General features: G+C 58.7%; 20 protein-coding genes. 10 read left to right on the top strand and 10 right to left on the bottom strand.

Annotated elements, in window-relative coordinates; all coding sequences use genetic code 11:
- Window positions 1–978 (top strand): 2-hydroxyacid dehydrogenase, encoded by a 978-nt coding sequence (locus tag BLU71_RS07205; RefSeq protein ID WP_064362725.1) that lies wholly within the window; start codon window positions 1–3, stop codon window positions 976–978.
- 116 nt (window positions 979–1094) lie between these two features.
- Here BLU71_RS07205 and BLU71_RS07200 read toward each other — a convergent pair whose 3' ends face one another.
- Entirely contained in the window at window positions 1095–2282 is a 1188-nt protein-coding gene (locus BLU71_RS07200; RefSeq protein WP_064362727.1) for a pyridoxal phosphate-dependent aminotransferase, read from the bottom strand.
- Window positions 2283–2472: 190 nt separating this feature from the next.
- Here BLU71_RS07200 and BLU71_RS07195 point away from each other — a divergent pair, with 190 nt between their 5' ends.
- The gene (locus BLU71_RS07195; protein ID WP_152972340.1) at window positions 2473–3240 is read left to right on the top strand and encodes a hypothetical protein; all 768 of its coding nucleotides are present in this window, start codon (window positions 2473–2475) and stop codon (window positions 3238–3240) included.
- 66 nt (window positions 3241–3306) lie between these two features.
- Here BLU71_RS07195 and BLU71_RS07190 read toward each other — a convergent pair whose 3' ends face one another.
- The 3 genes from BLU71_RS07190 to BLU71_RS07180 all read right to left on the bottom strand — a co-directional run bounded on the left by BLU71_RS07190 (window position 3307) and on the right by BLU71_RS07180 (window position 7656).
- The gene (locus tag BLU71_RS07190) at window positions 3307–4932 is read right to left on the bottom strand and encodes a methyl-accepting chemotaxis protein (protein ID WP_083352676.1); all 1626 of its coding nucleotides are present in this window, start codon (window positions 4930–4932) and stop codon (window positions 3307–3309) included.
- A gap of 266 nt (window positions 4933–5198) precedes the next feature.
- Window positions 5199–6338 (bottom strand): glycerate kinase, encoded by a 1140-nt coding sequence (locus tag BLU71_RS07185; RefSeq protein WP_083352675.1) that lies wholly within the window; start codon window positions 6336–6338, stop codon window positions 5199–5201.
- A 199-nt stretch (window positions 6339–6537) separates the two neighbouring features.
- Entirely contained in the window at window positions 6538–7656 is a 1119-nt protein-coding gene (locus BLU71_RS07180) for a sugar diacid recognition domain-containing protein (RefSeq protein WP_083352674.1), read from the bottom strand.
- A 171-nt stretch (window positions 7657–7827) separates the two neighbouring features.
- On the opposite strand from BLU71_RS07180, the gene BLU71_RS07175 reads away from it, so the two are divergent.
- The 4 genes from BLU71_RS07175 to rarD all read left to right on the top strand — a co-directional run bounded on the left by BLU71_RS07175 (window position 7828) and on the right by rarD (window position 13657).
- Entirely contained in the window at window positions 7828–9138 is a 1311-nt protein-coding gene (locus BLU71_RS07175) for an MFS transporter (protein ID WP_042606862.1), read from the top strand.
- Window positions 9139–9316: 178 nt separating this feature from the next.
- Entirely contained in the window at window positions 9317–10330 is a 1014-nt protein-coding gene (locus BLU71_RS07170) for an aldo/keto reductase (protein WP_064362739.1), read from the top strand.
- Window positions 10331–10484: 154 nt separating this feature from the next.
- Window positions 10485–12596: an acyltransferase family protein gene (locus BLU71_RS07165; RefSeq protein WP_083352673.1), complete on the top strand. Its 2112-nt coding sequence runs from the start codon at window positions 10485–10487 to the stop codon at window positions 12594–12596.
- A 179-nt stretch (window positions 12597–12775) separates the two neighbouring features.
- Complete coding sequence (gene rarD / locus BLU71_RS07160; protein ID WP_083352672.1) at window positions 12776–13657, top strand: EamA family transporter RarD; 882 nt, start codon at window positions 12776–12778, stop codon at window positions 13655–13657.
- A gap of 145 nt (window positions 13658–13802) precedes the next feature.
- Here the strand turns inward: rarD and hppD are convergent, their stop codons facing one another.
- Window positions 13803–14879: a 4-hydroxyphenylpyruvate dioxygenase gene (gene hppD, locus BLU71_RS07155; protein ID WP_083352671.1), complete on the bottom strand. Its 1077-nt coding sequence runs from the start codon at window positions 14877–14879 to the stop codon at window positions 13803–13805.
- Window positions 14880–15229: 350 nt separating this feature from the next.
- On the opposite strand from hppD, the gene BLU71_RS07150 reads away from it, so the two are divergent.
- Window positions 15230–16765 carry an EAL domain-containing protein gene (locus BLU71_RS07150; protein WP_083352670.1) on the top strand — a complete coding sequence of 512 codons (1536 nt, stop codon included), beginning with the start codon at window positions 15230–15232 and terminating at the stop codon, window positions 16763–16765.
- 227 nt (window positions 16766–16992) lie between these two features.
- Complete coding sequence (locus BLU71_RS07145; RefSeq protein WP_042606858.1) at window positions 16993–17358, top strand: histone-like nucleoid-structuring protein, MvaT/MvaU family; 366 nt, start codon at window positions 16993–16995, stop codon at window positions 17356–17358.
- A 215-nt stretch (window positions 17359–17573) separates the two neighbouring features.
- On the opposite strand, the gene BLU71_RS07140 is transcribed toward BLU71_RS07145, so the two are convergent.
- On the bottom strand, window positions 17574–18092 hold the full coding sequence (locus BLU71_RS07140) for a DUF4946 domain-containing protein (protein ID WP_083352669.1): 519 nt from the start codon (window positions 18090–18092) through the stop codon (window positions 17574–17576).
- A 137-nt stretch (window positions 18093–18229) separates the two neighbouring features.
- Between BLU71_RS07140 and gloA the strand changes: the two genes are divergently transcribed.
- Window positions 18230–18751, top strand: coding sequence for a lactoylglutathione lyase (gene gloA, locus BLU71_RS07135; RefSeq protein WP_039762746.1), 522 nt, complete (start codon window positions 18230–18232; stop codon window positions 18749–18751).
- A gap of 251 nt (window positions 18752–19002) precedes the next feature.
- Here gloA and ahpF read toward each other — a convergent pair whose 3' ends face one another.
- The 3 genes from ahpF to BLU71_RS07120 form a co-directional block, all read right to left on the bottom strand.
- A complete protein-coding gene (gene ahpF, locus BLU71_RS07130) occupies window positions 19003–20565 on the bottom strand; it encodes an alkyl hydroperoxide reductase subunit F (protein WP_083352668.1) in 1563 nt (520 codons plus the stop codon).
- Between the two features lie 124 nt (window positions 20566–20689).
- Window positions 20690–21253 carry an alkyl hydroperoxide reductase subunit C gene (gene ahpC / locus BLU71_RS07125; RefSeq protein ID WP_016774916.1) on the bottom strand — a complete coding sequence of 188 codons (564 nt, stop codon included), beginning with the start codon at window positions 21251–21253 and terminating at the stop codon, window positions 20690–20692.
- A gap of 137 nt (window positions 21254–21390) precedes the next feature.
- The gene (locus tag BLU71_RS07120; RefSeq protein ID WP_083352667.1) at window positions 21391–22329 is read right to left on the bottom strand and encodes a site-specific integrase; all 939 of its coding nucleotides are present in this window, start codon (window positions 22327–22329) and stop codon (window positions 21391–21393) included.
- Between the two features lie 177 nt (window positions 22330–22506).
- Between BLU71_RS07120 and BLU71_RS07115 the strand changes: the two genes are divergently transcribed.
- Complete coding sequence (locus tag BLU71_RS07115) at window positions 22507–23523, top strand: DNA-binding protein (RefSeq protein WP_083352666.1); 1017 nt, start codon at window positions 22507–22509, stop codon at window positions 23521–23523.
- Here the strand turns inward: BLU71_RS07115 and gorA are convergent.
- Window positions 23520–24878 carry a glutathione-disulfide reductase gene (gene gorA, locus BLU71_RS07110; protein ID WP_083352665.1) on the bottom strand — a complete coding sequence of 453 codons (1359 nt, stop codon included), beginning with the start codon at window positions 24876–24878 and terminating at the stop codon, window positions 23520–23522. The genes BLU71_RS07115 and gorA overlap by 4 nt on opposite strands.
- Between the last annotated feature and the right edge of the window lie 103 nt (window positions 24879–24981).

Here is a 24981-nt window from a genome sequence, read left to right as displayed (position 1 = left end):
ATGAAAAAACAGGTCGTGCTGTACAAGAAACTCTCGCCCGCGCTGATGGCGCGCCTGCAAGCGCAGTTTGACGTGACGCAGATCGAAAGCCTCGACGCCGATGGCCTCATGCAGTTGCGCGATGCCCTGCCCCGCGCCCACGGTTTGCTCGGCGCCAGCCTCAAACTCGATGCGGCGCTGCTGGATCTGGCGCCGCAGCTGGAGGCGATTGCCAGCGTTTCCGTCGGTGTCGATAACTACGATATTGATTATCTGAGCCGGCGCGGGATTCTGCTGACCAACACGCCGGATGTGCTCACCGAAACCACTGCCGACACCGGTTTCGCGCTGATCCTCGCCGCTGCCCGGCGCGTGGTCGAACTGGCGAACATGGTCCGTGGCGGCCAATGGAGTCGCAACATCGGCCCGGCGCATTTCGGCACCGATGTGCATGGCAAGACCTTGGGCATTATCGGCATGGGCCGTATCGGCGAAGCGCTGGCGCAGCGTGGGCATTTCGGCTTTGGCATGCCGGTGATCTATCACAGCCAGTCGCGCAAGCCGGCGGTCGAGGCGCGTTTTGATGCGCAGTATCGAAGCCTCGAAGAATTGTTACAGCAGGCTGATTTCATTTGCCTGACCTTGCCGCTGACGGCGCAGACCGAACGCTTGATCGGCACCGAACAGTTTGCGCTGATGCGCCCGGAGAGCATTTTCATCAATATCTCTCGCGGCAAAGTGGTCGATGAAGCAGCGATGGTCGAGGCATTGCGCAACAAGCGTATTCGCGCGGCGGGGCTGGATGTGTTCGAGCGCGAGCCGTTGAATCATGATTCACCATTGTTGCAGTTGAGCAATGTGGTGGCGACGCCGCACATGGGCTCGGCGACCCATGAGACGCGCGAGGCGATGGCGCGGTGTGCGGTGGAGAATCTGTTGGCGGCGCTGGGTGGGCAGCGGCCGGCGAATCTGGTGAATGCCTCTACTTGGCAAAACTGAGATCTCTGGTGTCAGTAAAGCCGCCTTCGCGAGCAGGCTCGCTCCTACATTTGAAATGCGTCCCCTTGTAGGAGTGAGCCTGCTCGCGATGAGGCAGGAACAGGCAACCCAAAACATCAGGCACTGCGCGCCTGCAGAAGCTGCACCGCACACAACGCAATCCGCGCGCAGGCATCCGCCAGTTTCACCCGATCCACCACCAGCCCTATGCGGATATGCCCCGCCGCGCTCGGCCCGAACGCCTCGCCTGCCAACACCGACACCCCGTAACCTTCCAGCAACCGCTCGGCAAACGCCTGTGCGCCGAGGCCAGTCTGGCGCACGTCGACCATCACGAACATGCCGCCATCCGGGCGGATCGGCTGCAAACCGGGGCAACCCTGCAACCGTTCGCACACCAGATCCCGGCGCAAGCGGTACTCCTCGCGCATCTGCGTGACTTCCGGCAGATCGGTTTGCAGCGCCACTTGCGCGGCCTTCTGGACGAAATCCGGCAGACCGAAGAGCATGCTCAGTGACAGGTTCACCAGATGTTCCGCCAAGGGTTTCGGGCCGATCATCCAGCCGATGCGCCAACCGGTCATCGCGTGGGATTTCGACAGACTGTTGATCGTCGCGGTGCGCTCGGCCATGCCCGGCAGGCTCGCCGGACTGATGTGCTCGCCTTCATATAACAGCTCGCTGTACACCTCGTCGCTGATCAGCCACAGGTCATGCCGAATGCACAGCGCCGCCAGTTCCTGCCAGATCAGCAGGGACAAGCTGGCGCCGCTGGGATTGTTCGGGCTGTTGAGCAGCATGGCGCGGGTTCGCGGGGTGATGCGCGCGGCGACATCGGCCGGGTCGACTCGAAAACCGTTTTCCGAGCGCACCGGCACAGGCACAACCGTCGCCCCGCAAGCGCCAAACACGCCTTCGTAGGTGACGTACATCGGTTCGGCGACGATCACTTCATCGCCCGGATCGAGCAGACATTGCGCCACCGAATAAACTGCGCATTGCGCGCCGGGCAGGACGATCACCTGATCAGGATCCACCCGTTGACCACTGCGCTGGCGATGACGCTCGGCAATCAGCCTGCGCAACTCGAATCGACCACGCACGTCGGCATAGTGCGTATCGCCGGCCAGCAGGCTGTCGATCGCGCCATGGACGATCGGTAACGGTGTATCGAAATCCGGATCGCCGACACTCAACAGCAAAACGTCGACGCCCTCGGCGCGCAGTTCCAGCGCTCGGTCGTGAATCTGCCAGGCGGCGGCTCCCTCCCCGGCGATTCGTTGGGTCAAGGCTGAATAGCGCATGTACGTCTCCTGAGGGCGCGGTCTCCAGCCTTCACCGTATCTCAAATCACGAAACGCGCCAGCCGTTTTGTCCCCAGGATGAATCTGAGGAGAAACTTCGCAGGATGCTCGATCACCGGTCCGGTGCCTACCTGTCAGAGTTGACAGTAGACCGATTGCAAGAATATTCCTCTAATGAACCCGCGGCAAAATGTTCAACCGTTTCTCATCAAAACAACGGAGTGTTAAAACGATGACAATTAATGAAAATATTCTCGATCTGGACCCACCGCGGATTCCTGATGCGTTACCAAATTTTCCTGACAGTCAAGTTAACTTGTTGCCATTGACTGCGCTGGAGTCGCCCTTGCTGGTGTTAATTCCAGAATGGTCGGATTTACCAACAACTCCAGGCATGCAAGTCGTGGTGAGTCTGTTGTTCAATGAGCAGCAAGTGGCGCAGTACCAGTACACGACGCCTATTAACCCAGCGCTTTTCCCACTGAACGTGCATATTCCTAAGCATCATTTAGTAGAGGGCGCACACCGGGTTTCATACATCATGACAGTTTTCGAACGCCCAATGCCGTCGGCGAGCACGCCGATCACCGTCGATACAAGCGCTCCAAACCGCGGCAACCCGGGACACGCTCCGAACTTTCCGCTAGATGTCATCCGTGATGGGATTACACAGAGCTATCTAGACGAGAACGGTGATGAAGTTCTGGTAACTATTCCCCGGTATCTGCAGCAACAAGCCTGCGACAGCATCGAGCTTCACTATGGTTCACTAACAGATAAACCTGTCATCGTTAAAACGGTGCATGACTCGATCTCCCCTACCAAAATCAAACTGAGTGGCGAGATTATCCGTAGATACGGCTCCGGCATGATGCTCGCCTTCTACACGCTGGGCGATCGTGCAGGAAACCGGGGAAGTTTTTCTGAATTCGTGCAGATCAAGGTGAACCTTTCTTGAACGGTGATTGCCTGACGTGGGCCGGATGAAAACTGTTTCAGCCCACTTCAGGCAATTCCGTATTTCTCAAATCACAAAACGCGCCACCATAGCGTTCAAATCCACCGCCAGTCGTGACAGTTCATGGGTCGCGGCGCTGGTCTGGTTGGCGCCGGCGGCCGATTGTGTGGCCAGATCGCGGATGTTGACCAGGTTGCGATCGACTTCCCGCGAGACCTGCGCCTGCTCTTCTGACGCACTGGCGATGACCAGGTTGCGTTCGTTGATCTGATGAATCGATTGAGTGATCTGCTCCAGCGCCACGCCGGCCGCGCGGGCCATTTCCAGGGTGGACTGGGTGCGCTGATTGCTTTGCTGCATCGATGAGACCGCTTCACCCGTGCCGTTCTGGATGCCTGCGACCATTTTTTCGATTTCCTGAGTCGACTGCGCGGTGCGATGGGCCAGTGCCCGTACCTCGTCCGCCACCACGGCGAAGCCACGCCCGGCTTCCCCGGCACGGGCCGCTTCGATGGCCGCGTTGAGTGCCAACAGGTTGGTCTGCTCGGCGATGGCGCGAATCACGTCCAGCACTTTGCCAATGTCGCGACCTTGCGCGGCGAGACCTTCGATCATCTGCGCGGTGTTCTGCACGTCGTGGGTCATGGTCTGGATCGCGTCGACGGTTTTCACCACTTGATCGCGCCCTTCGCGGGCGGCGTGGGTCGACTGATTGGAGGCTTCGGAAGTCGACACGGCGTTGCGCGCGACTTCTTCCACCGCAGCGGTCATCTCGTTGACGGCAGTGGCGGCTTGTTCGATTTCATTATTCTGCTGCTGCAAGCCACGGGAAGCTTCTTCGGTGACGGCACTGAGCTCCTCGGCAGCGGCGCCCAGTTGCGTGGCAGAGCCGGCAATCTGTTCGATGGTTTTGCGCAGGTTGGTCTGCATCGCGGCCAAGGCTTCGAGCAGACGCGCCGGTTCATCCTTGCCGTCGACTTCGATGGCTTTGCTCAGGTTGCCGCCGGCAATTGTCTGCGCGGCGAGCACTGCGCGGTTGAGTGGCGTGACGATGCTGCGGGTCAGCAACCAGGCGAGCAGCACGGTGGCCAGCGCGGCGATCACGGCAACGATGATGATCCCGGTGATGGCGCTGTCATAGTTCTCACCGGCCTGGATGGCCGCCGCTCTGGCCCCGGCCGTATTCATGCCGATCAATTTGTTGAGCTGCTCGCCCATTTGATCGGTGCCTTCCTTGATGCGCGTGTTGATCAACGCACGCATCGCTTCCAGATCGCCCTGGCGCGACAGCTCAAGCATCCGGTTCTGCGCTTGCAGGTAATTATCGAGGGTGGTCGAAAACGTCTGGAAGACTGCGCGCTCGTCAGGGCCTGCCGGCAGCGCGGCGTAGCTGGCCTGGGCTTTGCGCACCTTGTCGACCAGCACAGCGATGCGGGTTTCTGCTTCTTGCAAGCTGGCCGGTTCGCGATTGACCAGCACACGGAACGAGAGAATGCGCATGCGCAGGACGTTTTCCGTGACCACGCTGAGGTGGGTCACGCTGGGCAATTGGTTGGTGTCCATATCGATCGACGCCTGACGAATGACCGTCATGCGGCTGACGGCGAACACGCCGAGGACGATCACCAGCAAGGCGATAAAGGCAAAACCGAGGAACGCACGGGGCGCGATATTGAGGTTACGCAGGGACATGGTCGGACTCTCGATAGAAAGAAACTGCGAGCGTCCATGCCGTGAGCACTGGCCCTTGGCGGGCGGCAGTCCGGCGTCACTGGGTTATGGTTTTGTGCGCGCCTGACCGTTGTATCGGCCAGGCTTGAGGAAGGTTTCGGGTTCGCAGCAAATATTTTTCCGGACGTTACAACAATCAAACACTGCTGCGATCCTTTGACTTTTAAAAGCAGGATCAAAAGATCGCAGCCTCGTTGCACTCGACAGCTCCTACATAGGCAAGCCGATCAGCGGTGGGTGGCGAGTTGCCAGACCCGAGCAATATCGGTGGCACGCTCACTCAGCAGCCGTGGGGCTTCGGCGCAGGCCTGTTCCAGAGTCATCGGCCCGCTGGTCACGGCGAACGCGGCGTCGATTCCATGTTGATAGAGTTCCTGATAGCCCTCGCCCAAGGTTCCGGCAATCACAATCACCGGCACGGCATGCTGTCTGGCTATCCGCGCAACACCGAACGGCGTCTTGCCGCGCAGGGTCTGCGCGTCGAACCGACCTTCCCCGGTGATCACCAGATCGGCGCCATTGACCGCCTCAGCAAGCCCGACCAATTCCGCCACCACCTCGACGCCCGCCTGAAACTGCGCGCCGAGAAAAGCCTTGGCCGCAAACCCCAGGCCACCCGCCGCGCCGCTGCCCGGCTCATCGCGCACATCCTTGCCCAACGCCTGCGCGCAGAGTTCGGCGAAGTGCCCCAGTGCCTGATCCAGTTGCTCAACCTGCACAGGCGACGCGCCCTTCTGCGGACCGAAAATGGCCGAGGCACCCTGCGGGCCGCAGAGCGGATTGTTGACATCAGCGGCGATGTCGAAATGCACCTGCGCGAGACGCGGATCGACTTCGCTCAAGTCCAGCTTCGCCAATTGCGCCAAGGCCAGCCCACCGGGCACCAGCGGCTGATCCTGCGCATCCAGCCACTTCACGCCCAAGGCCTGCATCGCCCCGGCCCCGCCGTCGTTGGTCGCGCTGCCGCCAATCGCCAGAATCACCCGTTGCGCCCCCGCATCCAGCGCAGCACGAATCAATTCGCCGGTGCCGAAGGTGCTGCTGATGCAGGCATCGCGCTGTCCCGGCGACACCAACTGCAGGCCGCTGGCCTCGGCCATTTCGATGATTGCCGTGTGACTGTGCGGCAACCAGCCCCACGCCGCGTCGACCGGCGTACCCAACGGGCCGCGCACGCGGGTGCGGCGCAGTTCGCCTTCGCAGGCCGCGAGAACCGACTCGACCGTCCCTTCGCCACCATCGGCCATCGGGCACTTGATCAGTGTCGCCTGCGGCCAGACCTGAGCCAATCCGCGGGCGATGGCTTCGGCAACGCCTTGGGCACTCAGGCTGTCCTTGAACGAATCGGGGGCGATGACGATCTTCATGGGAATTCTCCGGTTGCATTGGCGTTCATGCTGCCAGTCGCCATGGGCGTTGACGCCGGTCGGGTGCACAAGGGCTGGAGGTGATTGTTGTTCATTTTCACAAAAGGCTCTGCGGTGAATGTACCGCCGCCATCGCGAGCAGGCTCACTCCTACAGGGGAATGCATTCTGCTCGCGATGGCGTCTTTGAAGACGCCCAATTAACCCGGATCTGTCTGCGGCAGTAGCTGCACCCCAAGATACAACGCCAGCATCCCGTCCAGCTTCAACGGATCAACCCCGCTCAACTCGGCAATCCGCTCCATCCGATAACGCAAACTGTTGCGATGAATCCCCAGGGCATCGGCACACGCCTGACTCTGACCATCGTGCTCGCACCAACTGCGCAAGGTCGCGAGCAACTGGCCGTTGCTGTCCTTGGCAATGACCTTGCGCAGCGGCTTGAGCAACTCGTCCAGCGCATCATCGTTGCGATGGCGCCACAGCATGACCGGCAAGCGGTAACGATTGAGCGTCAGCAGCCTCGAATTCGGCAGCACATCACGTCCATAAGCAAGCAAATCGCCGACTCGTCGATAGCAGCGACGCAACCCGGCCAGACCATCCGCCTGCCCGCCGACGGCGATACGCAGAATCTTCCAGCCAAGGCCGTCGAGTTTTTCCAGCAGGCGATCATGCTCGACGTGCTGGCTCGCCGGGCGACACCAGAGCAGCGACGACTTCGCCGAACTCACGCACCAACTGTCGGGATAACGCGATATCAGCCATGCGCTCAACGCCTCGACGGTTTGCCCGGGGCCGTGTTCGAGGCCCAGCTCGAACAGATAGGGCACCCGCGTCAATTGTGGTTTCAGCCCGAGCTGCTGCGCCTCGTCGACCAGACGCGGCGAATCCCCCGCCTCGCTCAACAACAGCGCCAGCAGATCATCACAACGCTGGCGCCGCCACTGCTGCTCGACCTGCTGATTGCGCTGGCCGACGAGCATTTCGGCGGTCATGCGCACCAGTTCGGCGTAGGTGCGCAATTGTTCCGGCTCGCCGGTGATGCCGAGCACGCCGATCAGGCGCTGGTCGAGCAGCAGCGGCAGATTGATCCCCGGCTGCACGCCTTTGAGATGCACCGCCGTCTGCGCATCGATTTCCACTACACGCCCGTTGGCCAGCACCAGTTGCGCGCCTTCATGACGGGTGTTGATCCGCTCCGGTTCGCCGCTGCCGAGGATCAGGCCCTGACTGTCCATGACGTTGACGTTGTACGGCAAAATGGCCATGGCCCGGTCGACGATGTCCTGGGCAAGGTCGTGATCGAGTTCGAACATAGCGGCGACAATCCTTCATTTCAGGCACAAGCGGTTGTTCAGCCGCACAGGGTCTGGCGACAAACCCTGTGCTCAGGCACAAAGACAATCCGGCCAAAGGTGGCCGAGACTCTCAGGGCGATCAACGTTACCCTTTGCATCGCAAAAAATCATAATAAAGAGAGAGCCGCTATGTCGCAGAGCGCCGCAGCTACCCAGACCATCGACGACGGTAAAAACGCCGTCTACAAACGCATCACCCTGCGTTTGATTCCCTTCATTTTCATCTGCTACCTGTTCAACTACCTCGACCGGGTCAACGTTGGTTTCGCCAAGTTGCAGATGCTCGATGCACTGAAGTTCAGCGAAACCGTGTACGGCCTCGGCGCCGGGATTTTCTTCATCGGATACGTGCTGTGCGGCGTGCCGAGCAACCTGGCACTGACCCGTTTCGGCCCACGGCGCTGGATTGCGCTGATGATGATCACCTGGGGCACGCTGTCGACTTGCCTGTTGTTCGTCACCACACCCACCGAGTTCTACACCCTGCGCTTCTTCACCGGTGCGGCTGAAGCCGGTTTCTTCCCGGGCGTCGTGCTGTATCTCTCGCAGTGGTTCCCGACCTTCCGCCGTGGGCGGATCATGGCGCTGTTCATGTCGGCAATTCCGGTCTCAGGTTTGCTCGGAAGCCCGTTTTCCGGGTGGATCCTCAACCACTTCGCCGCTGGCCAGGGTGGCCTGGCCGGCTGGCAATGGATGTTTCTGCTGCAAGGCATTCCGACCGTGATCCTCGGCGCGCTGGCGTATTTCCTGTTGAGCGACAGTTTCGCCAACGCCAAATGGCTGACCGCCCACGAACGTTCGGTGCTCGAAGCCGACCACGCCGAAGATCTCGCCAACAAACCGAAGACCGCGACCGACTCGCTGCTCGCGGTGTTCAAGAACCCGGCGATCTGGGCGTTCGGCCTCATCTACTTCTGCATCCAGAGCGGCGTCTACGCGATCAACTTCTGGCTGCCTTCGATCATCAAGAACCTCGGCTTCAGCGATAACCTGGTGATCGGCTGGCTGAGTGCGATTCCGTATCTGCTGGCGGCAGTGTTCATGCTGGTGGTCGGGCGTTCGGCAGACTTGCGCAAGGAGCGTCGCTGGCATTTGGTGGTACCGATGCTGATGGGGGCGGTCGGGCTGGTGATTGCAGTGAATTTTGCAGCGAATCCGGCGATTGCGATTCTCGGCCTGACCATTGCGACGATGGGAGCGCTGACCGGCCTGCCGATGTTCTGGCCAGTACCAACGGCCATGTTGAGCGCGGGTGCGGCGGCCGGTGGCCTGGCGTTGATCAACTCGATGGGGCAGATGGCGGGGTTCCTCAGTCCGTACCTGGTCGGTTGGGTCAAGGACAGCACCGGTTCGACGGATGCGGCGTTGTATGTGCTGGCGGCGGTGATTGTCGGCGGGAGTCTGTTGGCCTTGCGGATGACGCGGGCGTTGCGGGCCTAATCAGACGCGCAGATCAAAAGATCGCAGCCATCGGCAGCTCCTTCTCTGGAATGCGTTCCCTGTAGGAGCTGCCGAAGGCTGCGATCTTTTGCGTTTAACCGGTGCAATAATTCACTTTGCGGGCTCTGACGCTTCTGGTATTTGATTAACCCCTTCCCACCGACAAAAGGATTTCGGCATGAGCTTCCGCACACTGGGCCACTCGGGCTTGCAGGTCTCTACCCTCACCCTCGGCACGATGATGTTCGGCGAACAGACCAGCACGGAAGATTCGCTGCGCATCATCGACAAGGCATGGGATCAGGGGATCAATTTCATCGACACCGCCGACGTCTACACCAACGGCCGTTCCGAAGAGATCGTCGGGGAGGCGATTGCCCGGCATCGGCATGAATGGGTACTGGCCACCAAGGTCGGTTTCGGCCCAGTGGACGGTGTGCCGAACCGCAGCGGTCTGAGCCGCAAACACATCTTCAACGGGCTTGAAGCCAGCCTCACGCGGCTGGGAACTGACTACGTCGACATCTATTACCTGCACCGCGAAGACCACAACACCCCGCTTGAAGTCAGCGTGTCGGCGATTGGCGACCTGATTCGCCAAGGCAAGATTCGTTATTGGGGCTTGTCGAATTACCGAGGCTGGCGGATTGCCGAGGTGATTCGCATTGCCGACAAACTGGGCGTGGATCGGCCGGTAATCAGCCAGCCGCTGTACAACATCGTCAACCGCCAGGCCGAGACCGAGCAGATCACCGCTGCGCAAACCTACGGCCTCGGTGTGGTGCCTTACAGCCCGCTGGCCCGTGGCGTGCTCAGCGGCAAGTACGCACCCGATGTGACCCCAGACGCCAACAGCCGCGCCGGGCGTCAGGACAAGCGCATTCTGGAAACCGAATGGCGCGTGGAGTCGCTGCGCATTGCCCAGCAGATTCAGCAATACACCGAGCAACGCGGCGTCGGCATGGTCGAGTTCGCGATTGCCTGGGTATTGAACAACCGCGCGGTGACCTCGGCGATCGTCGGTCCACGCACTGAACAGCAGTGGGACGCCTACACGCTGGCGCAGGCGGTGCAGATCACCGCCGAAGACGAGGCGTTCATTGATTCGCTGGTGACACCGGGGCATGCCTCGACACCGGGTTTCAACGATGTGAGCCATTTTGTGTCGGGACGCAAACCGATTCAGTCCTGACATTGCCCCGGCCCTCTCCCGAAAGAGAGGGCTGGCCGGTGGAAACGAAACAAGGCCTTTGTAACAAAACCTATATACTCGGCCGCTTTATGGAACCGAGCTTCAGCAGCCACGACCTACGGTTGCTCGCTCGAAAAGTCAGCCAGGATAGTCAATGTTCAATCGGCCTCTCGAGTTTGCCTGCAAGCCTCTGCGCGCGATGTTCAAAGCGTTCGATAACAAAAAGGCATACGACACCTCCCCTTCTGCGCCGCCAACCAGCGCCAACCCGCGGATTGCCGCCCTTGAATACCGTGCGGACATCGACGGGCTGCGGGCAATCGCAGTTCTGCTCGTTCTCGTCTTCCACGGCGGCCTGACGCTGTTTCCGTCGGGCTTTATCGGCGTGGACATCTTCTTCGTGGTTTCGGGATATCTGACCACCTCGATCATCATGAAAGCGCTGGAGAACGGCACGTTCAGCTTCACCGGGTTCTACACCCGGCGAATCTGGCGCCTGCAACCGGCAGTCATTGCATTGCTGGTAGTGACGTTAGTCGTCAGCACGCTGCTGTATTTGCCCGATGACTACATCGACTTTCTGAAAAGCGGGAAATACACCTCGCTGCTCATCTCCAATCAGTACTTTTCCAAAGTGACTACGGGTTATGCGACGCCCGACGCGGCGAGTCTGCCGCTGTTGCACACCTGGTCGCTGGCCATTGAATGGCAGTGGTACCTGCTACTGCCATTGGGCATCTGGCTGCTTGATCGCTATGTGCCGGGAAAAGCGTTCAAAGCCGTCGTGCTAGGTTTGACTGTGGCCGCCACGGCGCTCGCGCTGTACCTGTCGCGGGCCTATCCCGACCTGAACTACTACTTCTTCACCGCGCGAATCTTTGAATTGATGATCGGCTCGTGTGCGGTCATTTTCAGCTCGGACAGATTTCGCCTGGGCCGTTTGAGCGCTTCTCTGGTTTGCGCGCTTGCACTGGCAACAATTTTCTACTGTGCGATTCAGGATGACATCCTCGGTGGCTTCCCCGGTCCCCATGCTGTCGCGGTGTGCATTGCCACCGCGGTGCTGCTGTTTCGCGGTATCGGTGACGTCAGCATCACCTCGAATGCCCTGGCATTTAAACCGTTGGTATTTATCGGCACCCTCTCCTACTCGCTGTATCTGTGGCACTGGCCGATTCTCGCGGTGCTCGCTTATCTGGGCATCGCGCTGACGCCAAGCGTGACGGTCGTGTACTTCATCGCCACGTTCGTGATCGGTTACCTGTCGTTTGTGCTTGTTGAAAACCGCTTTCGCAAGGCGCGAGCCGGTTTCGCCAAAACCCTGCTGTTGATGATGGTACTGCCCGCGATCTGCCTGTCGCTGCTGCACGCGGCGGGTAGAAACCATGAGGGCTGGCCTAACCGGTTTGGTGAAGACTCTGTCGCTATGTTCAGCACGTTGAAAGCCTATGTACCGCTCAACCGCGAGGATTGCCTGGGCACCAGTGATGGCACCAATCCGGGTTGCATCATGGGCGCGACACAGGCGAAACCGCAGGTGATGCTGATCGGCGATTCTTACTCGAACCACTATTGGGGCTTTGTCGAAACACTCGCCAAGGATGCTGGGCTGTCGGTGCTGGCGCAGGGATATCCCGCCTGCCTCGCACTGCCCCGGATTTATCTCTACAACTGGTACAAAGCCAAAAATGCGCTGTATGAGAAATGTCACGCCGCGGCGCAACGCTACTACGACCTCATCGCCAGCAATCGTTTTCAGTACGTGATCATCGGCCAGTTCTGGGAGGCTTACCTCACCGATTCCATCGTCACGAAACTCGATGACCCGCGCAGCCTGGCGTTGTCCCAGCAACGACTGGGGATGGCGCTTCGAGAGGCGCTGGACATCATCGTCAAATCCGGTGCGCGGCCGATCCTGCTGATGAATACCCTGCCCATGCCCGCGAGAATCAACGAGTGCCTGCTCCGACAGGTCAAGCTGCGCGGGATGATGGGCAGCGCTGAACAGAGCCGTCTGTGTGCTGCCGTGCCATGGTCAGGCCTGGAGGATCCGTTCATGGCGAAGCTGTTCACCGAACTGCAGACGGACTATCCACAATTGATGGTGCTTGATCCAAAAACCGTGCAATGCAAAGACGGCACCTGCATGACCACGGTCGATGACGTGCCGGTGTACCGCGACATCGGTCATGTGTCCGATTACGCCTCGTACAAGTTTGGGGAGCTGTACCTCAAACGCTTCGGCAATCCGTTGAAGGCTGATTGATAACGGGCGCTAACCAACCAGAGCTCGCCAAGGCAGATTCGCCAACTATGCTGAATCTGCCAACAGGTCCGGCGCCCGCGCGCCTGCTTTGCGTTTGAAATAATGAGCACTTGCTCAATATTCGCCACGAAAAACCCGTATCCTGCGCACCCGTTCAACCCTCAACACGCGAGGACAGTTTGTCTAAAGGTATCGCTTTATCAGTGTCAGCCTCGGTGCTGTTTGCCGTCATGTATTACTACACGTCGCTGCTTACGCCTCTGAGCGGTGTGGAAATTTTCGGCTGGCGGATGCTCCTGACCGTGCCGTGCATGACCTTGTTCATGCTGGTATCCGGGGAATGGCGTCGGGTAGTGGAGCTGATCCGGTTGATGGCGGCCAGGCCGAAACTGATCGCCGGGCTGCTTGTTTCGTCGGCGCTGCTTGGCGTGCAGCTATGGCTGTTCATGTGGGCGCCGCTCAATGGCTACAGCCTCGATGTATCGCTGGGTTATTTCCTGCTGCCACTGGCAATGGTGCTGACCGGGCGGATTACCTACGGCGAAAGCCTGTCTTACCTGCAAAAAATCGCAGTGTTCTTTGCCTGCCTCGGCGTGGTGAACGAGCTGTATCAGGTCGGTGGATTGTCCTGGGCGACGCTGGTCGTCGTGGTCGGCTATCCGCTGTACTTCGTCCTGCGCAAATACCTGAAGACCGACAATCTTGGCGGCCTGTGGGTCGACATGACCTTGATGCTGCCGATTGCTTACTGGTTTGTGCAGGGCGGCGAACAAGGTCTGGGAGTATTCGATCAGTATCCGGGCCTGATGTGGCTGATTCCGCTGCTCGGCCTGATCAGTGCTTCCGCGCTGGTGGTGTACATCATTGCCAGCCGCCTCCTGCCTTTCAGTCTGTTTGGCTTGTTGAGTTATGTTGAGCCGGTGTTGTTGCTTGCAGTGGCGTTGTTGCTGGGAGAAAGCATCAAGCCGGGCGAGTGGCTGACTTACATCCCGATCTGGCTGGCGGTGGTGGTACTGGTTTTCGAGGGCTTCAAGCATTTGACGCGCCAACGCCGCTCCTGAAAGCAAAAGATCGCCGCCTTCGGCAGCTCCTGCATTTGGAATGCGTTTTTCCTCTAGGAGCTGCCGAAGGCGGCGATCTTTTGAACCTGAAAAAAATCCCGGCCCTGCATCTCTGCAGGCCGGGATTTTTCATTTCAGGTGCGGATTACTCAGTGGTCAGCACACCACGACGCACCTGGTCACGCTCGATCGATTCGAACAATGCCTTGAAGTTGCCTTCGCCGAAACCATCGTCACCTTTACGCTGGATGAACTCGAAGAACACCGGGCCCATCAGGGTCTCCGAGAAGATCTGCAACAGCAGACGCTTGTCGCCCTGCTCCGACGCACCGTCGAGCAGAATGCCGCGTGATTGCAGTTGATCGACCGGCTCGCCGTGATTCGGCAGACGTCCTTCAAGCATTTCGTAGTAAGTGTCCGGCGGCGCAGTCATGAAGCGCATGCCAATCTTCTTCAACTGATCCCAGGACTTGATCAGGTCGTCGGTGAGGAAGGCAACGTGCTGGATGCCCTCGCCGTTGAACTGCATCAGGAACTCTTCGATCTGCCCGGCGCCTTTGGACGACTCTTCGTTCAACGGGATGCGGATCATGCCGTCCGGTGCGGTCATGGCTTTCGAGGTCAGGCCGGTGTACTCGCCCTTGATGTCGAAGTAACGGATCTCGCGGAAGTTGAACAGCTTCTCGTAGAAGTTCGCCCAGTAGGCCATGCGACCGCGATAAACGTTGTGGGTCAGGTGGTCGATGATCTTCAGGCCGGCCCCGACCGGGTTGCGATCAACGCCTTCGATAAACACGAAGTCGATGTCGTAGATCGAACTGCCTTCGCCAAACCGGTCGATCAGGTACAGCGGCGCGCCGCCAATGCCTTTGATCGCTGGCAGATTGAGCTCCATCGGACCGGTTTCGATATGGATCGGCTGAGCGCCGAGTTCCAGTGCACGGCTGTAGGCTTTCTGCGAATCCTTGACGCGGAACGCCATGCCGCAAACGGACGGGCCGTGTTCGGCAGCGAAGTACGAGGCGACGCTGTTGGGTTCGTTGTTGAGGATCAGGTTGATCGCGCCCTGACGATACAGGTGCACGTTCTTGGAACGGTGGGTCGCGACCTTGGTGAAGCCCATGATCTCGAAGATCGGCTCAAGCGTGCCAGGAGTCGGCGCTGCGAACTCGATGAACTCGAAGCCCATCAGGCCCATTGGGTTTTCGTATAAATCTGCCATGGTGACGCCTCATCATTTCTTATCAATTAACCAGGGTTATTTGTCAGGAACGCGAGGCAGAGGGAGGCGCACAGGAGATGCCACGCACGCTGCGGGCGAGGAAGTCTCCGTAGATCAGTTGAAACCCGAATATCTTCATTGTCGACCCAAGGCTCTTGTGGGCGAGGCTTCTGCTGCCAGAAGACGATTATTATTGTATGCGTAACCCGATTCTACACAGCGTAACCTGGCTTGTCTGCCCTCCCTTTAGAATCCGCTTTTTTGCCTACTGTACAAGAGCCATCTGCCATCTATTCTCCCCTCTGGCTCAATTGTTTACCGGGCCCGACTCCAAGCCACAGGATGTGCCCATGCCGTTGACCCGCAGACCCCGCCGCAAACGCAGCACCCGCATTGCAGTAACGCTGCTCAGCGGTTTGCTGCCCATCGCGCTGGGCAGTGTGATCCTCTATATGCAGGCAGAACGCACGCTGCAGCAAAGCGCCGGGGAAACTGCCGAACAAGCGTTGCGCCAGTTCGACCTGATGCTCGATAACACCGCAGAAGCCGCCCGGGCTTTGCTTCCGCTTGCCGGAAAAAACTGCGAAGAGGTGAAGCTGGCCCTGCGCGAACAAGTGACCCGCCGGCCATTCGTGCGCTCGACCAATCTGGTCTGGGATAACAATCTTTACTGCAGCTCGCTGTTCGGTCAGTTCGAGGAAGCCGTGAATGCCGGGGATTATCATCAGGGCCGGCTGTGGTTGATGAATGGTAACCCTGTGACACCCGATACGGCGCTGCTGGTCTATCGCCTCAGCGACGGTCGCGGCGGCGCGCTGACCACGCTCGATGGTTATCACCTGAGCAATATTCTGCGCCTGATCGGTCGCCAGACATTGCTGATGCTGCAAGTGGGCGATAACTGGTTGTCCGCCGACGGCAAAGTGCATCAGGGGTCGCTGCCGACCTTGCCGGTCGCGCAGAGCATGCTTGAGTCCCGGCAATATGGTTTCAGAGTTACGGCGGGTTTCCCTCGAGGCGAAACCTGGCGGTACATGGCGGCTGAGTATCCGCCACTGTTCAGTCTGCTGATCTTTTTCGGCGTGGTCTCCGGCGCGATCGGACACTTCGTACAAAAACGCTCGAGCTCCCCCAGTCACGAAATGCTCCGTGCGCTGGAAGCCGGTGAATTCATTCCATACTTCCAGCCCGTGGTTAACGGCGACAGCCAGCAATGGTCAGGTGCCGAAGTATTGATGCGCTGGAACCACCCGAAAGAAGGGCTGGTGCGTCCGGATCTGTTTATCCCGTTTGCCGAACACTCGGGCCTGATCGTACCCATGACCCGCGCCCTGATGCAGCAGACAGCCCTGCTGCTAGGGCCTCACGCGGCGACCTTCGCCAAGCCGTTTCACCTGGGGATCAACATCACCGCCAGCCATTGCCGGGACCTGGAACTGGTGGAAGATTGTCGCGAGCTCCTTTCTGCATTCGCGCCGGGTAGCGTGCAACTCATACTGGAACTGACGGAGCGCGAGCTGATCGAGCCGACCGACATCACATTGCAGCTGTTTGAGCAGTTGCGTGCGTTGGGCGTAAAAATCGCGATCGACGACTTCGGCACCGGCCACTCCAGTCTCGGTTACCTGCGTACTTTCAATGTCGACTTTCTCAAGATCGACCAGAGTTTCGTGGCTATGGTCGGCATCGATGCCTTATCGCGGCACATACTCGATTCCATCATTGAGCTTGCGGCCAAGCTGGAGCTGGGTATTGTTGCCGAAGGTGTCGAAACCCAGGCTCAGGCCGATTACCTGACCGAACATCACGTTAACTTTCTGCAGGGTTATTTTTACGCTAAACCAATGCCAGCCGCAGATTTCATCGACGCATTAACTCATCATTAACTCCCCCGACCATCCTGCCGAACAGGCGCACCAATTTGATACAAAAAATCATTGTTGTTACATGACGACAACATCAGGATTTACTCTTGTCGCATTAACTACTACAATTTTTTCAACCTCAGCCGGATTGGCAGGTGAGCCATTTATCACCGAGTCGCTTCAAGGCTCTTGGCTTATAGCTTTGTTTGCGGTTGGTATCAGCCAAACACACTATTGGAGTAAAGATATTGTCCAGACTCGCTGAATTTCGTGCAGCTGAAAAGGCCCTTCAGGAACAGCTCAAACAGCTGGAATCGCTGAAGAACGATGCCGGGCTCAAGAAAGAAATCGAATTCGAAGAGAAGCTCCAGGGACTGATGAAAAGCTACGGCAAAGGCCTGAAAGACATCATCGCCATTCTCGATCCGAACCCGGCAAAGTCCGGCCTGCAAGCGCCTGCAGCGCCCAAGACCCGCCGCGCTCGCGTGGTCAAGGTTTACCAGAACCCACACACTGGCGAACTGATCGAAACCAAGGGCGGCAATCATCGCGGCCTGAAAGCCTGGAAAGAACAGTACGGTGCATCCACCGTTGATTCCTGGTTGCGCGGTTAATCTGACGCCAGCAAAAAGCCCTGCTCGATGCAGGGCTTTTTTATTGACAATATCTAACAAATGAAATGATTTTCATCAAATAAGTTAGAATTTTGTGTAACGTTAGTGAGTCAGTCGCTTAAACATCCTGCTGCGCGATGTTGCCGTGAGTACCTGATAAAACTTTGTGCTTAATCCTTTCCGGTATTCAATTTTCAGTGACTTAGTACGAACGTCTATAGTTTCAGGCTGTTGCGAGCAGCCACTATTTCGTCCTCGCTCGCCTTATAAACCTCTGCCTGGCCGGCGTATGAAAGTACATAAGCCTTGTCCGATTGCACAGCTGCCACCAACGTTTGTGATAATACGTGCCGGCCATTTTCGGTTACCGTGCAGGTCGTCTCCAGCCCGGTCAATGAACCCAGTGCTGCGGGATGAATCCTGTTGCACACGCTTTGATAACCACTGCGGAAAAAATCCTTCTGAATGGATTTGCGCATCTCCAGCAGCACACCCTGCAAATTGACCTGATGTCCCGCCTCCACCTGGCTCATGGTCAACTCCATCACCATCACCTGGTTACCATCGGCATCGTGCTTCACCGCCCTTTGTCGCGAGACCGGCGCCGCGGTGTCCGGCAAGGCTTCAACTTCCCAGCCTGCCGGCCAGGTGATGGCTGGTTCGGCCACCGCCGGAAAAACCACGGTCGACGACAAGACAAAAAAAACAAACACGGATTTGAACAGTCGGATCATTGCCGGACGCACTCGTAGGTAGAAGACAAAGTCTGAGCCCCGCCTTCGTGCAGGGCAAGCCCGCCTTGCATTTGGCGATGCCGGCCGGCATGCGTATCATTGCGCCCATACACTTGCCCATTGTTATTGGAGGGCCCATGAGCCTCAACGAACTGAACACTTTTCCCGGCGTGACTGCTACGCCAGACAGCGCAACCCGCAACTTCGTGTTCAACCACACCATGCTGCGCGTCAAGGACATCACCAAGTCGCTGGATTTCTACACCCGCGTGCTGGGTTTTTCGCTGGTCGAGAAACGTGATTTCCCGGAGGCCGAGTTCAGCCTGTACTTTCTCGCGCTGGTCGACAAAGCACAGATCCCGGCTGACGCCGCTGCACGCACCGAGTGGATGAAATCGATCCCGGGCATTCTCGAACTGACCCACAACCACGGCACCGAAAACGATGCCGACTTCGCCTATCACAACGGCAACACCGACCCACGCGGCTTCGGCCACATCTGCATTTCGGTGCCGGATATCGTCGCGGCATGTGCACGTTTTGAAGAACTGGGTTGCGATTTCCAGAAGCGCTTGACCGATGGCCGCATGAAGAGCCTGGCGTTCATCAAGGATCCGGATGGTTACTGGGTCGAGATCATTCAGCCTGCGCCGCTGTAAAAGCTGAAAGCCCCTCACCCTAGCCCTCTCCCAGAGGGAGAGGGGACTGATTGGGGATGTTGGAGAATTACACCGACCTGAACGATTGGCGGTGAACCCATAATCGACTGGATCTTTCCGGTTGACAGAAAACGCCAGACCGCTCGGTCGGCTCCCTCTCCCTCGGGAGAGGGCTGGGGTGAGGGGCAGCTTTACGCGCGCATAAAAAAACCCATGATCACTCATGGGTTTTTTCGTTTTCGAGGTGGCAATTACGCCGGTGCCGAAGTCCGGATCAAGTGATCGAACGCACTCAGCGAAGCCTTGGCGCCCTCGCCTACCGCAATCACGATCTGCTTGTAAGGCACAGTCGTCACATCACCGGCTGCGAAGATCCCCGGGATCGAAGTCTCGCCACGGTTATCGACAATAATCTCGCCACGCGGCGACAGCTCGATGGTGCCCTTCAGCCAATCGGTGTTGGGCAGCAGACCGATCTGCACGAAGATGCCTTCCAGTTCGACCGTGCGCAGCTCATCAGCGCTGCGATCCTTGTAGCGCAGGCCGTTGACCTTCTCGCCGTTGCCGGTGACTTCAGTGGTTTGCGCACTGGTGATCACGGTGACGTTCGGCAGGCTGTGCAGTTTGCGTTGCAATACGGCGTCGGCGCGCAGTTGCACGTCGAACTCCAGCAGCGTGACGTGCGAGACGATACCGGCCAGATCGATGGCTGCTTCAACGCCGGAGTTACCGCCGCCGATCACCGCCACACGCTTGCCCTTGAACAGCGGGCCGTCGCAGTGCGGGCAGTACGCCACACCTTTGTTGCGGTATTCCTGCTCGCCCGGGACGTTCATTTCGCGCCAGCGTGCGCCGGTCGCGAGGATTACGCTCTTGGCTTTGAGGGTTGCACCGCTGGCGAAGCGGACTTCGTGCAGCTCGCCATTCTTGCCCGGGATCAGCTTGTCGGCACGTTGCAGGTTCATGATGTCGACGTCGTACTGCTTGACGTGTTCTTCCAGCGCCGTGGCCAGTTTCGGGCCTTCGGTTTCCTGTACGGAAATGAAGTTTTCGATGGCCATGGTGTCCAGTACCTGACCGCCGAAGCGCTCAGCGGCGACACCGGTGCGGATGCCTTTGCGTGCGGCATAGATCGCGGCCGAAGCGCCGGCCGGGCCCCCGCCGACGACCAGTACATCAAAGGCTTCCTTGGCGCTGATCTTCTCGGCCTGACGCACGATGGCGCCGGTGTCGAGTTTGGCGAGGATTTCTTCCAGACCCATGCGGCCCTGGCCGAAGTTTTCGCCGTTCAGGTAGATGCTCGGCACAGCCATGATCTTGCGATCGTTGACTTCGTCCTGGAACAACGCGCCGTCGATGGCGACGTGGTGGATGTTCGGGTTGAGCACGGCCATCAGGTTCAACGCCTGGACGACGTCCGGGCAGTTCTGGCAGGACAGCGAGAAATACGTCTCGAAGCTGAACTCGCCTTTGAGCGAGCGGATCTGCTCGATCACTTCAACGCTGGCCTTCGACGGATGGCCGCCGACTTGCAGCAGGGCCAACACCAGGGAAGTGAATTCGTGGCCCATCGGGATACCGGCAAAACGCAGGCTGATGTCGGCTCCGGGGCGGTTGATCGAGAACGATGGCTTGCGCGCGTCGTCACCGCTGTCGATCAAGGTAATCTGGCTCGAAAGACTGGCAACGTCTTTCAGCAGGTCAAGCATTTCACGGGATTTCGCACCGTCGTCGAGGGATGCAACGATCTCGATCGGTTGGGTGACCCGTTCCAGGTACGATTTCAACTGGGCTTTAAGATTGGCGTCCAACATACGGGCGATTTCCTTTGTTTGAGGCGAAAAAAAGCCCGAGCGAATCTCGCCCGGGCATTTTTATTGGGCGGTGCAGCTAACTTAAGAAGGTGCGGCGTACCGCCCTGCGTTGCATGTCACAGACTCAGATCTTGCCAACCAGGTCCAGGGACGGAGCCAGAGTGGCCTCGCCTTCTTTCCACTTGGCCGGGCAAACTTCGCCTGGGTGTGCAGCGACGTACTGAGCAGCCTTGATCTTGCGCAGCAGCTCGGAAGCGTCACGGCCAACGCCGCCATCGTTCAGTTCAACGATTTTGATCTGGCCTTCAGGGTTGATCACGAAAGTGCCACGGTCAGCCAGGCCAGCTTCTTCGATCAGCACGTCGAAGTTGCGGGAGATGACGTGGGTCGGGTCGCCGATCATGGTGTATTCGATTTTGCCGATGGCTGGCGAAGTGTTGTGCCAGGCAGCGTGAGCAAAGTGGGTGTCGGTCGAAACACTGTAGATTTCCACGCCCAGCTTCTTGAACTCAGCGTAGTTGTCGGCCAGGTCTTCCAGCTCGGTCGGGCACACGAAGGTGAAGTCGGCTGGGTAGAAGAACACTACGGACCACTTGCCTTTCAAGTCAGCATCCGAGACTTGAACGAAGTCGCCGTTTTTGAACGCGGTAGCTTTGAACGGTTTTACTTGGCTGTTGATGATAGGCATCGATGACTCTCCGTCAGGGGTTATGAAGTTGATGGGTGAATCCTACCCACTCACTCGACGGAAGGCTCATTGGCAAACCTGATACTGCTGATTTGTTTTCGCTATTAGCTGACTGTATTAATAGAAGAAAACGATCTCTACGGTTGATCCGGCTTATCCATAATCCGAGCCATTCCCTGGAATGGGCTGACCTCAACATAGCGCATGGCGGATTTCATGTCCTTCCAGCCGACGTAACTCATCAGCGATTTCAGATCCCAACCGCTTTGATGCGCCCAAGTTGCAAAGCCGCGTCGTAACGAGTGACTGGTATAACCGGCGGCGGCAATCCCGGCTCGCTGCAAGGCCTGACGCAGCAGAGGAATGATGCTGTTGGCGTGCAGGCCCTCTTCGCTCAGATTGCCCCAGCGATCAATGCTGCGGAAAACCGCGCCGCGCACCAGCGCTGCCTCTGTGATCCAGTCGATATAGGCCTGCACCGGGCACAGCTTCAACAAGGCCGGGGCTTGATAGGTCTGTCCGAGATTTTCCCGATCACCCTTACTGCGCGGCAGATACAACGTGATTCCCTTGCCGGCACTCGCCTGCACATGCTCGACCTGCAAGCGGCACAACTCGTCGCTGCGGAAGCCCCGCCAGAAACCCAGCAGAATCAGCGCACGATCACGATGGGCCTTGAGCAATGTCGGGCGGTCCTGCTCTTGCCGGGCGGTCTGCGCCTCGTGCTCCAGCCAATCGATCACTCGCTGCAGATCCTGCAGCTGCAACGGCTCGGCCTGTTTTTCCTGCGCTGGATGCAACGCGCGAATCCCCTTGAACACCTTGCGCACCACTGGCGCCTTGGTCGGGTCGGCAAACCCTTGGCTGTTGTGCCACTGCGCCAGCGCCGACAGACGCAATTTCAGCGTATTGATCGACAACACGCCGGCGTGCTCCACCAGATAACGCGCAACGCTGTCGGCGGTGGCCGGCAAGAAACCGCCCCACGACACCTCGAAATGCTCGATGGCCATGCGATAGCTGCGGCGGGTGTTGTCACGGGTGGCGGCTTGCAGATAGCGATCGATGTCACTCATGGGCGGTTTTCTCGCTGGTGTACTGGATCAGGCATGCAGATGCGCATTTTGCCGTCTGACATTGGGTAATACCAGTATATCCCGCCTGTTTTATTTCAATGATTTACCTCTATTCTCAGCGTGGTACACTCCGTACTTTAGTGGCATGTACCACAGTACGTAACCGTAGGAGTTCACATGGCCCGTGGCGGCATTACCAAAGCACTGGTGCAAATCGCGCGCACTGCGATTCTGGCTCGCGGCGAACACCCGAGCATCGATGCAGTACGCATCGAAATGGGCAACACCGGCTCGAAAACCACGATCCATCGCTATCTGAAAGAATTGGACGATGGTGCCCAGCCGACGGAAGCGTCGGCAGAACCAATCGATGATGAGCTGACCGCCCTCGTCTCTCGCCTCGCCCAGCGCCTCAAAGAGCAGGCGCAAGAGCCCATCGAGCAAGCACGCGAGCAGTTCGAAGAGCAACGCGAAGCACTGGAAGCCGAGCTGAAACAGGCTCGCCAGGCGCTGGAAAAACTCGAACACGACCACGATATTCAGGGTGCCGCGCTGCAACGCGAATCCGAAGCGCTGACCAGCACCCGCTCGATGCTGCAAACCGAACAGACGCGCAACGCTGGCCTGAATCAGGCATTGGCCGACTTTGAATTGCGCTTGCAGGATAAGGACGAGCAGATTCGCTCACTGGAAGAAAAACACCTGCACGCCCGCGATGCGCTGGAGCATTACCGCAATGCGACCAAGGAACAGCGCGAGCAGGAGCAGGCCCGCCATGAAGGGCAGCTCCAGCAGATACAGGCAGAATTGCGTCAAGCCCAGCAGAGCGCGCTGGTGCGTCAGGATGAGATCACACAGCTGCACCGCGACAACGAACGTCTGCTCACCGAGAACCGTGGCACCCAGCGTGAGCTGAACCTGCTGCAGGACCAGCTCAAGCAGAGCAATCAGCGTCAGGATCAATTGCTCGAGCAGGCCACGCGCATGGACAGCGAGCGCACCCTGCTCCAGGAACGTCTACGCGTGGCGACACTGGAAAGCCAGGCGCTCAAACAGAGCGTCGACGAGCAGACGCAGCTCAATCAGTCACTGGAAAAGGAATTGCTCAAGGCTCAGGCAAGCCTGGAAGACAGCCAGCGTCTGGCGGCTGCCGTTGCAGCAGCGCCAGACTCGGCCAAAGCGAAGGATGTTTAAGCGCTGACCGGTGTGCGCATGGTGACGAACTCTTCGGCGGCCGTCGGGTGCACCCCGATGGTGTCGTCGAAGTCGCGCTTGGTCGCGCCGGCCTTCAAGGCAATCGCCAGGCCCTGCACGATCTCGCCAGCGTCCGGGCCGACCATATGGCAGCCAAGCACCTTGTCAGTCCTGGCGTCGACCACCAGTTTCATCAGGGTTTTCTCCTGACAGTCAGTCAGGGTCAGCTTCATCGGCCGGAAGCGGCTTTCGAAAATCACCACCTCATGGCCGCATTCGCGCGCTTCCTCTTCGCTCAGACCGACCGTGCCGATGTTCGGCAGGCTGAACACCGCCGTCGGGATCATCTTGTAATCCACCGGGCGATATTGCTCTGGCTTGAACAAGCGTCGAGCCACGGCCATGCCTTCAGCCAGTGCGACCGGGGTCAATTGCACGCGACCGATGACATCGCCCAGCGCGAGAATTGACGGCTCGGTGGTTTGATACTCGTCGTCGACTTTGATGAAGCCCTTGTCGTCGAGCTGCACATCGGTGTTTTCCAGGCCAAGGTTGTCCAGCATCGGACGTCGGCCGGTGGCGTAGAACACGCAATCGGCTTCGAGTACACGACCATCCTTGAGCGTTGCTTTCAAGCTACCGTCGGCCTGCTTGTCAATGCGTGCGATGTCGGCATTGAATTGCAGATCGAGACCGCGCTTGGTCAACTCTTCCTGCAGATGCTTGCGTACCGAGCCGTCGAAACCACGCAGGAACAGATCGCCGCGATACAGCAGCGTCGTGTTGGCACCGAGGCCGTGGAAGATTCCGGCGAACTCGACGGCGATATAACCGCCACCCACCACCAGCACCCGCTTGGGCAGCTCTTTGAGGAAGAACGCCTCGTTCGAACCGATCGCGTGTTCATGCCCTGGGATCTCAGGGATCTGCGGCCAGCCGCCGGTGGCGATCAGAATGTTCTTCGCGGTGAAGCGCTCACCATTGACCTCGACCTCGTGCGGCCCGACGATTTTGGCGTGCGCCTCGTGCAGGGTCACGCCACTGTTGACCAGAAGATTGCGGTAAATGCCGTTGAGGCGATTGATCTCGCGATCCTTGTTGGCGATCAGCGTGGCCCAGTCGAAGTTCGCTTCGCCCAGGCTCCAGCCAAAACCGGACGCCTGCTCGAAGTCCTCGGCAAAGTGCGCGCCGTAAACCAGCAGCTTTTTCGGCACGCAGCCGACGTTGACGCAGGTCCCGCCCAGATAACGACTCTCGGCCACCGCCACTTTCGCCCCGAAACCGGCAGCAAACCGCGCAGCCCGCACACCGCCGGAACCGGCACCAATCACATAAAGGTCAAAATCGTAGGCCATTTCTATCTCCTCGGCAGGCCATCAGCATACCCGCAGTCATCCATTGGGCAAGCACTGCCGTTTATATAAGGACGGAAAATGAAAAAGCCACCCGAAGGTGGCT

Source organism: Pseudomonas moraviensis (assembly GCF_900105805.1).
GTDB classification, from domain to species: Bacteria; Pseudomonadota; Gammaproteobacteria; order Pseudomonadales; family Pseudomonadaceae; genus Aquipseudomonas; species Aquipseudomonas moraviensis_A.
This window is presented reverse-complemented; position numbering and strand designations above follow the sequence as displayed.

Coding starts and splice junctions, on each gene's coding strand:
- BLU71_RS07205 (WP_064362725.1), top strand. CDS start 1: ATGAAAAAACAGGTCGTGCTGTACAAGAAACTCTCGCCCGCGCTGATG.
- BLU71_RS07200 (WP_064362727.1), bottom strand. CDS start 2,282: ATGCGCTATTCAGCCTTGACCCAACGAATCGCCGGGGAGGGAGCCGCC.
- BLU71_RS07195 (WP_152972340.1), top strand. CDS start 2,473: ATGTTCAACCGTTTCTCATCAAAACAACGGAGTGTTAAAACGATGACA.
- BLU71_RS07190 (WP_083352676.1), bottom strand. CDS start 4,932: ATGTCCCTGCGTAACCTCAATATCGCGCCCCGTGCGTTCCTCGGTTTT.
- BLU71_RS07185 (WP_083352675.1), bottom strand. CDS start 6,338: ATGAAGATCGTCATCGCCCCCGATTCGTTCAAGGACAGCCTGAGTGCC.
- BLU71_RS07180 (WP_083352674.1), bottom strand. CDS start 7,656: ATGTTCGAACTCGATCACGACCTTGCCCAGGACATCGTCGACCGGGCC.
- BLU71_RS07175 (WP_042606862.1), top strand. CDS start 7,828: ATGTCGCAGAGCGCCGCAGCTACCCAGACCATCGACGACGGTAAAAAC.
- BLU71_RS07170 (WP_064362739.1), top strand. CDS start 9,317: ATGAGCTTCCGCACACTGGGCCACTCGGGCTTGCAGGTCTCTACCCTC.
- BLU71_RS07165 (WP_083352673.1), top strand. CDS start 10,485: ATGTTCAATCGGCCTCTCGAGTTTGCCTGCAAGCCTCTGCGCGCGATG.
- hppD (WP_083352671.1), bottom strand. CDS start 14,879: ATGGCAGATTTATACGAAAACCCAATGGGCCTGATGGGCTTCGAGTTC.
- BLU71_RS07150 (WP_083352670.1), top strand. CDS start 15,230: ATGCCGTTGACCCGCAGACCCCGCCGCAAACGCAGCACCCGCATTGCA.
- BLU71_RS07140 (WP_083352669.1), bottom strand. CDS start 18,092: ATGATCCGACTGTTCAAATCCGTGTTTGTTTTTTTTGTCTTGTCGTCG.
- gloA (WP_039762746.1), top strand. CDS start 18,230: ATGAGCCTCAACGAACTGAACACTTTTCCCGGCGTGACTGCTACGCCA.
- ahpF (WP_083352668.1), bottom strand. CDS start 20,565: ATGTTGGACGCCAATCTTAAAGCCCAGTTGAAATCGTACCTGGAACGG.
- ahpC (WP_016774916.1), bottom strand. CDS start 21,253: ATGCCTATCATCAACAGCCAAGTAAAACCGTTCAAAGCTACCGCGTTC.
- BLU71_RS07120 (WP_083352667.1), bottom strand. CDS start 22,329: ATGAGTGACATCGATCGCTATCTGCAAGCCGCCACCCGTGACAACACC.
- BLU71_RS07115 (WP_083352666.1), top strand. CDS start 22,507: ATGGCCCGTGGCGGCATTACCAAAGCACTGGTGCAAATCGCGCGCACT.
- gorA (WP_083352665.1), bottom strand. CDS start 24,878: ATGGCCTACGATTTTGACCTTTATGTGATTGGTGCCGGTTCCGGCGGT.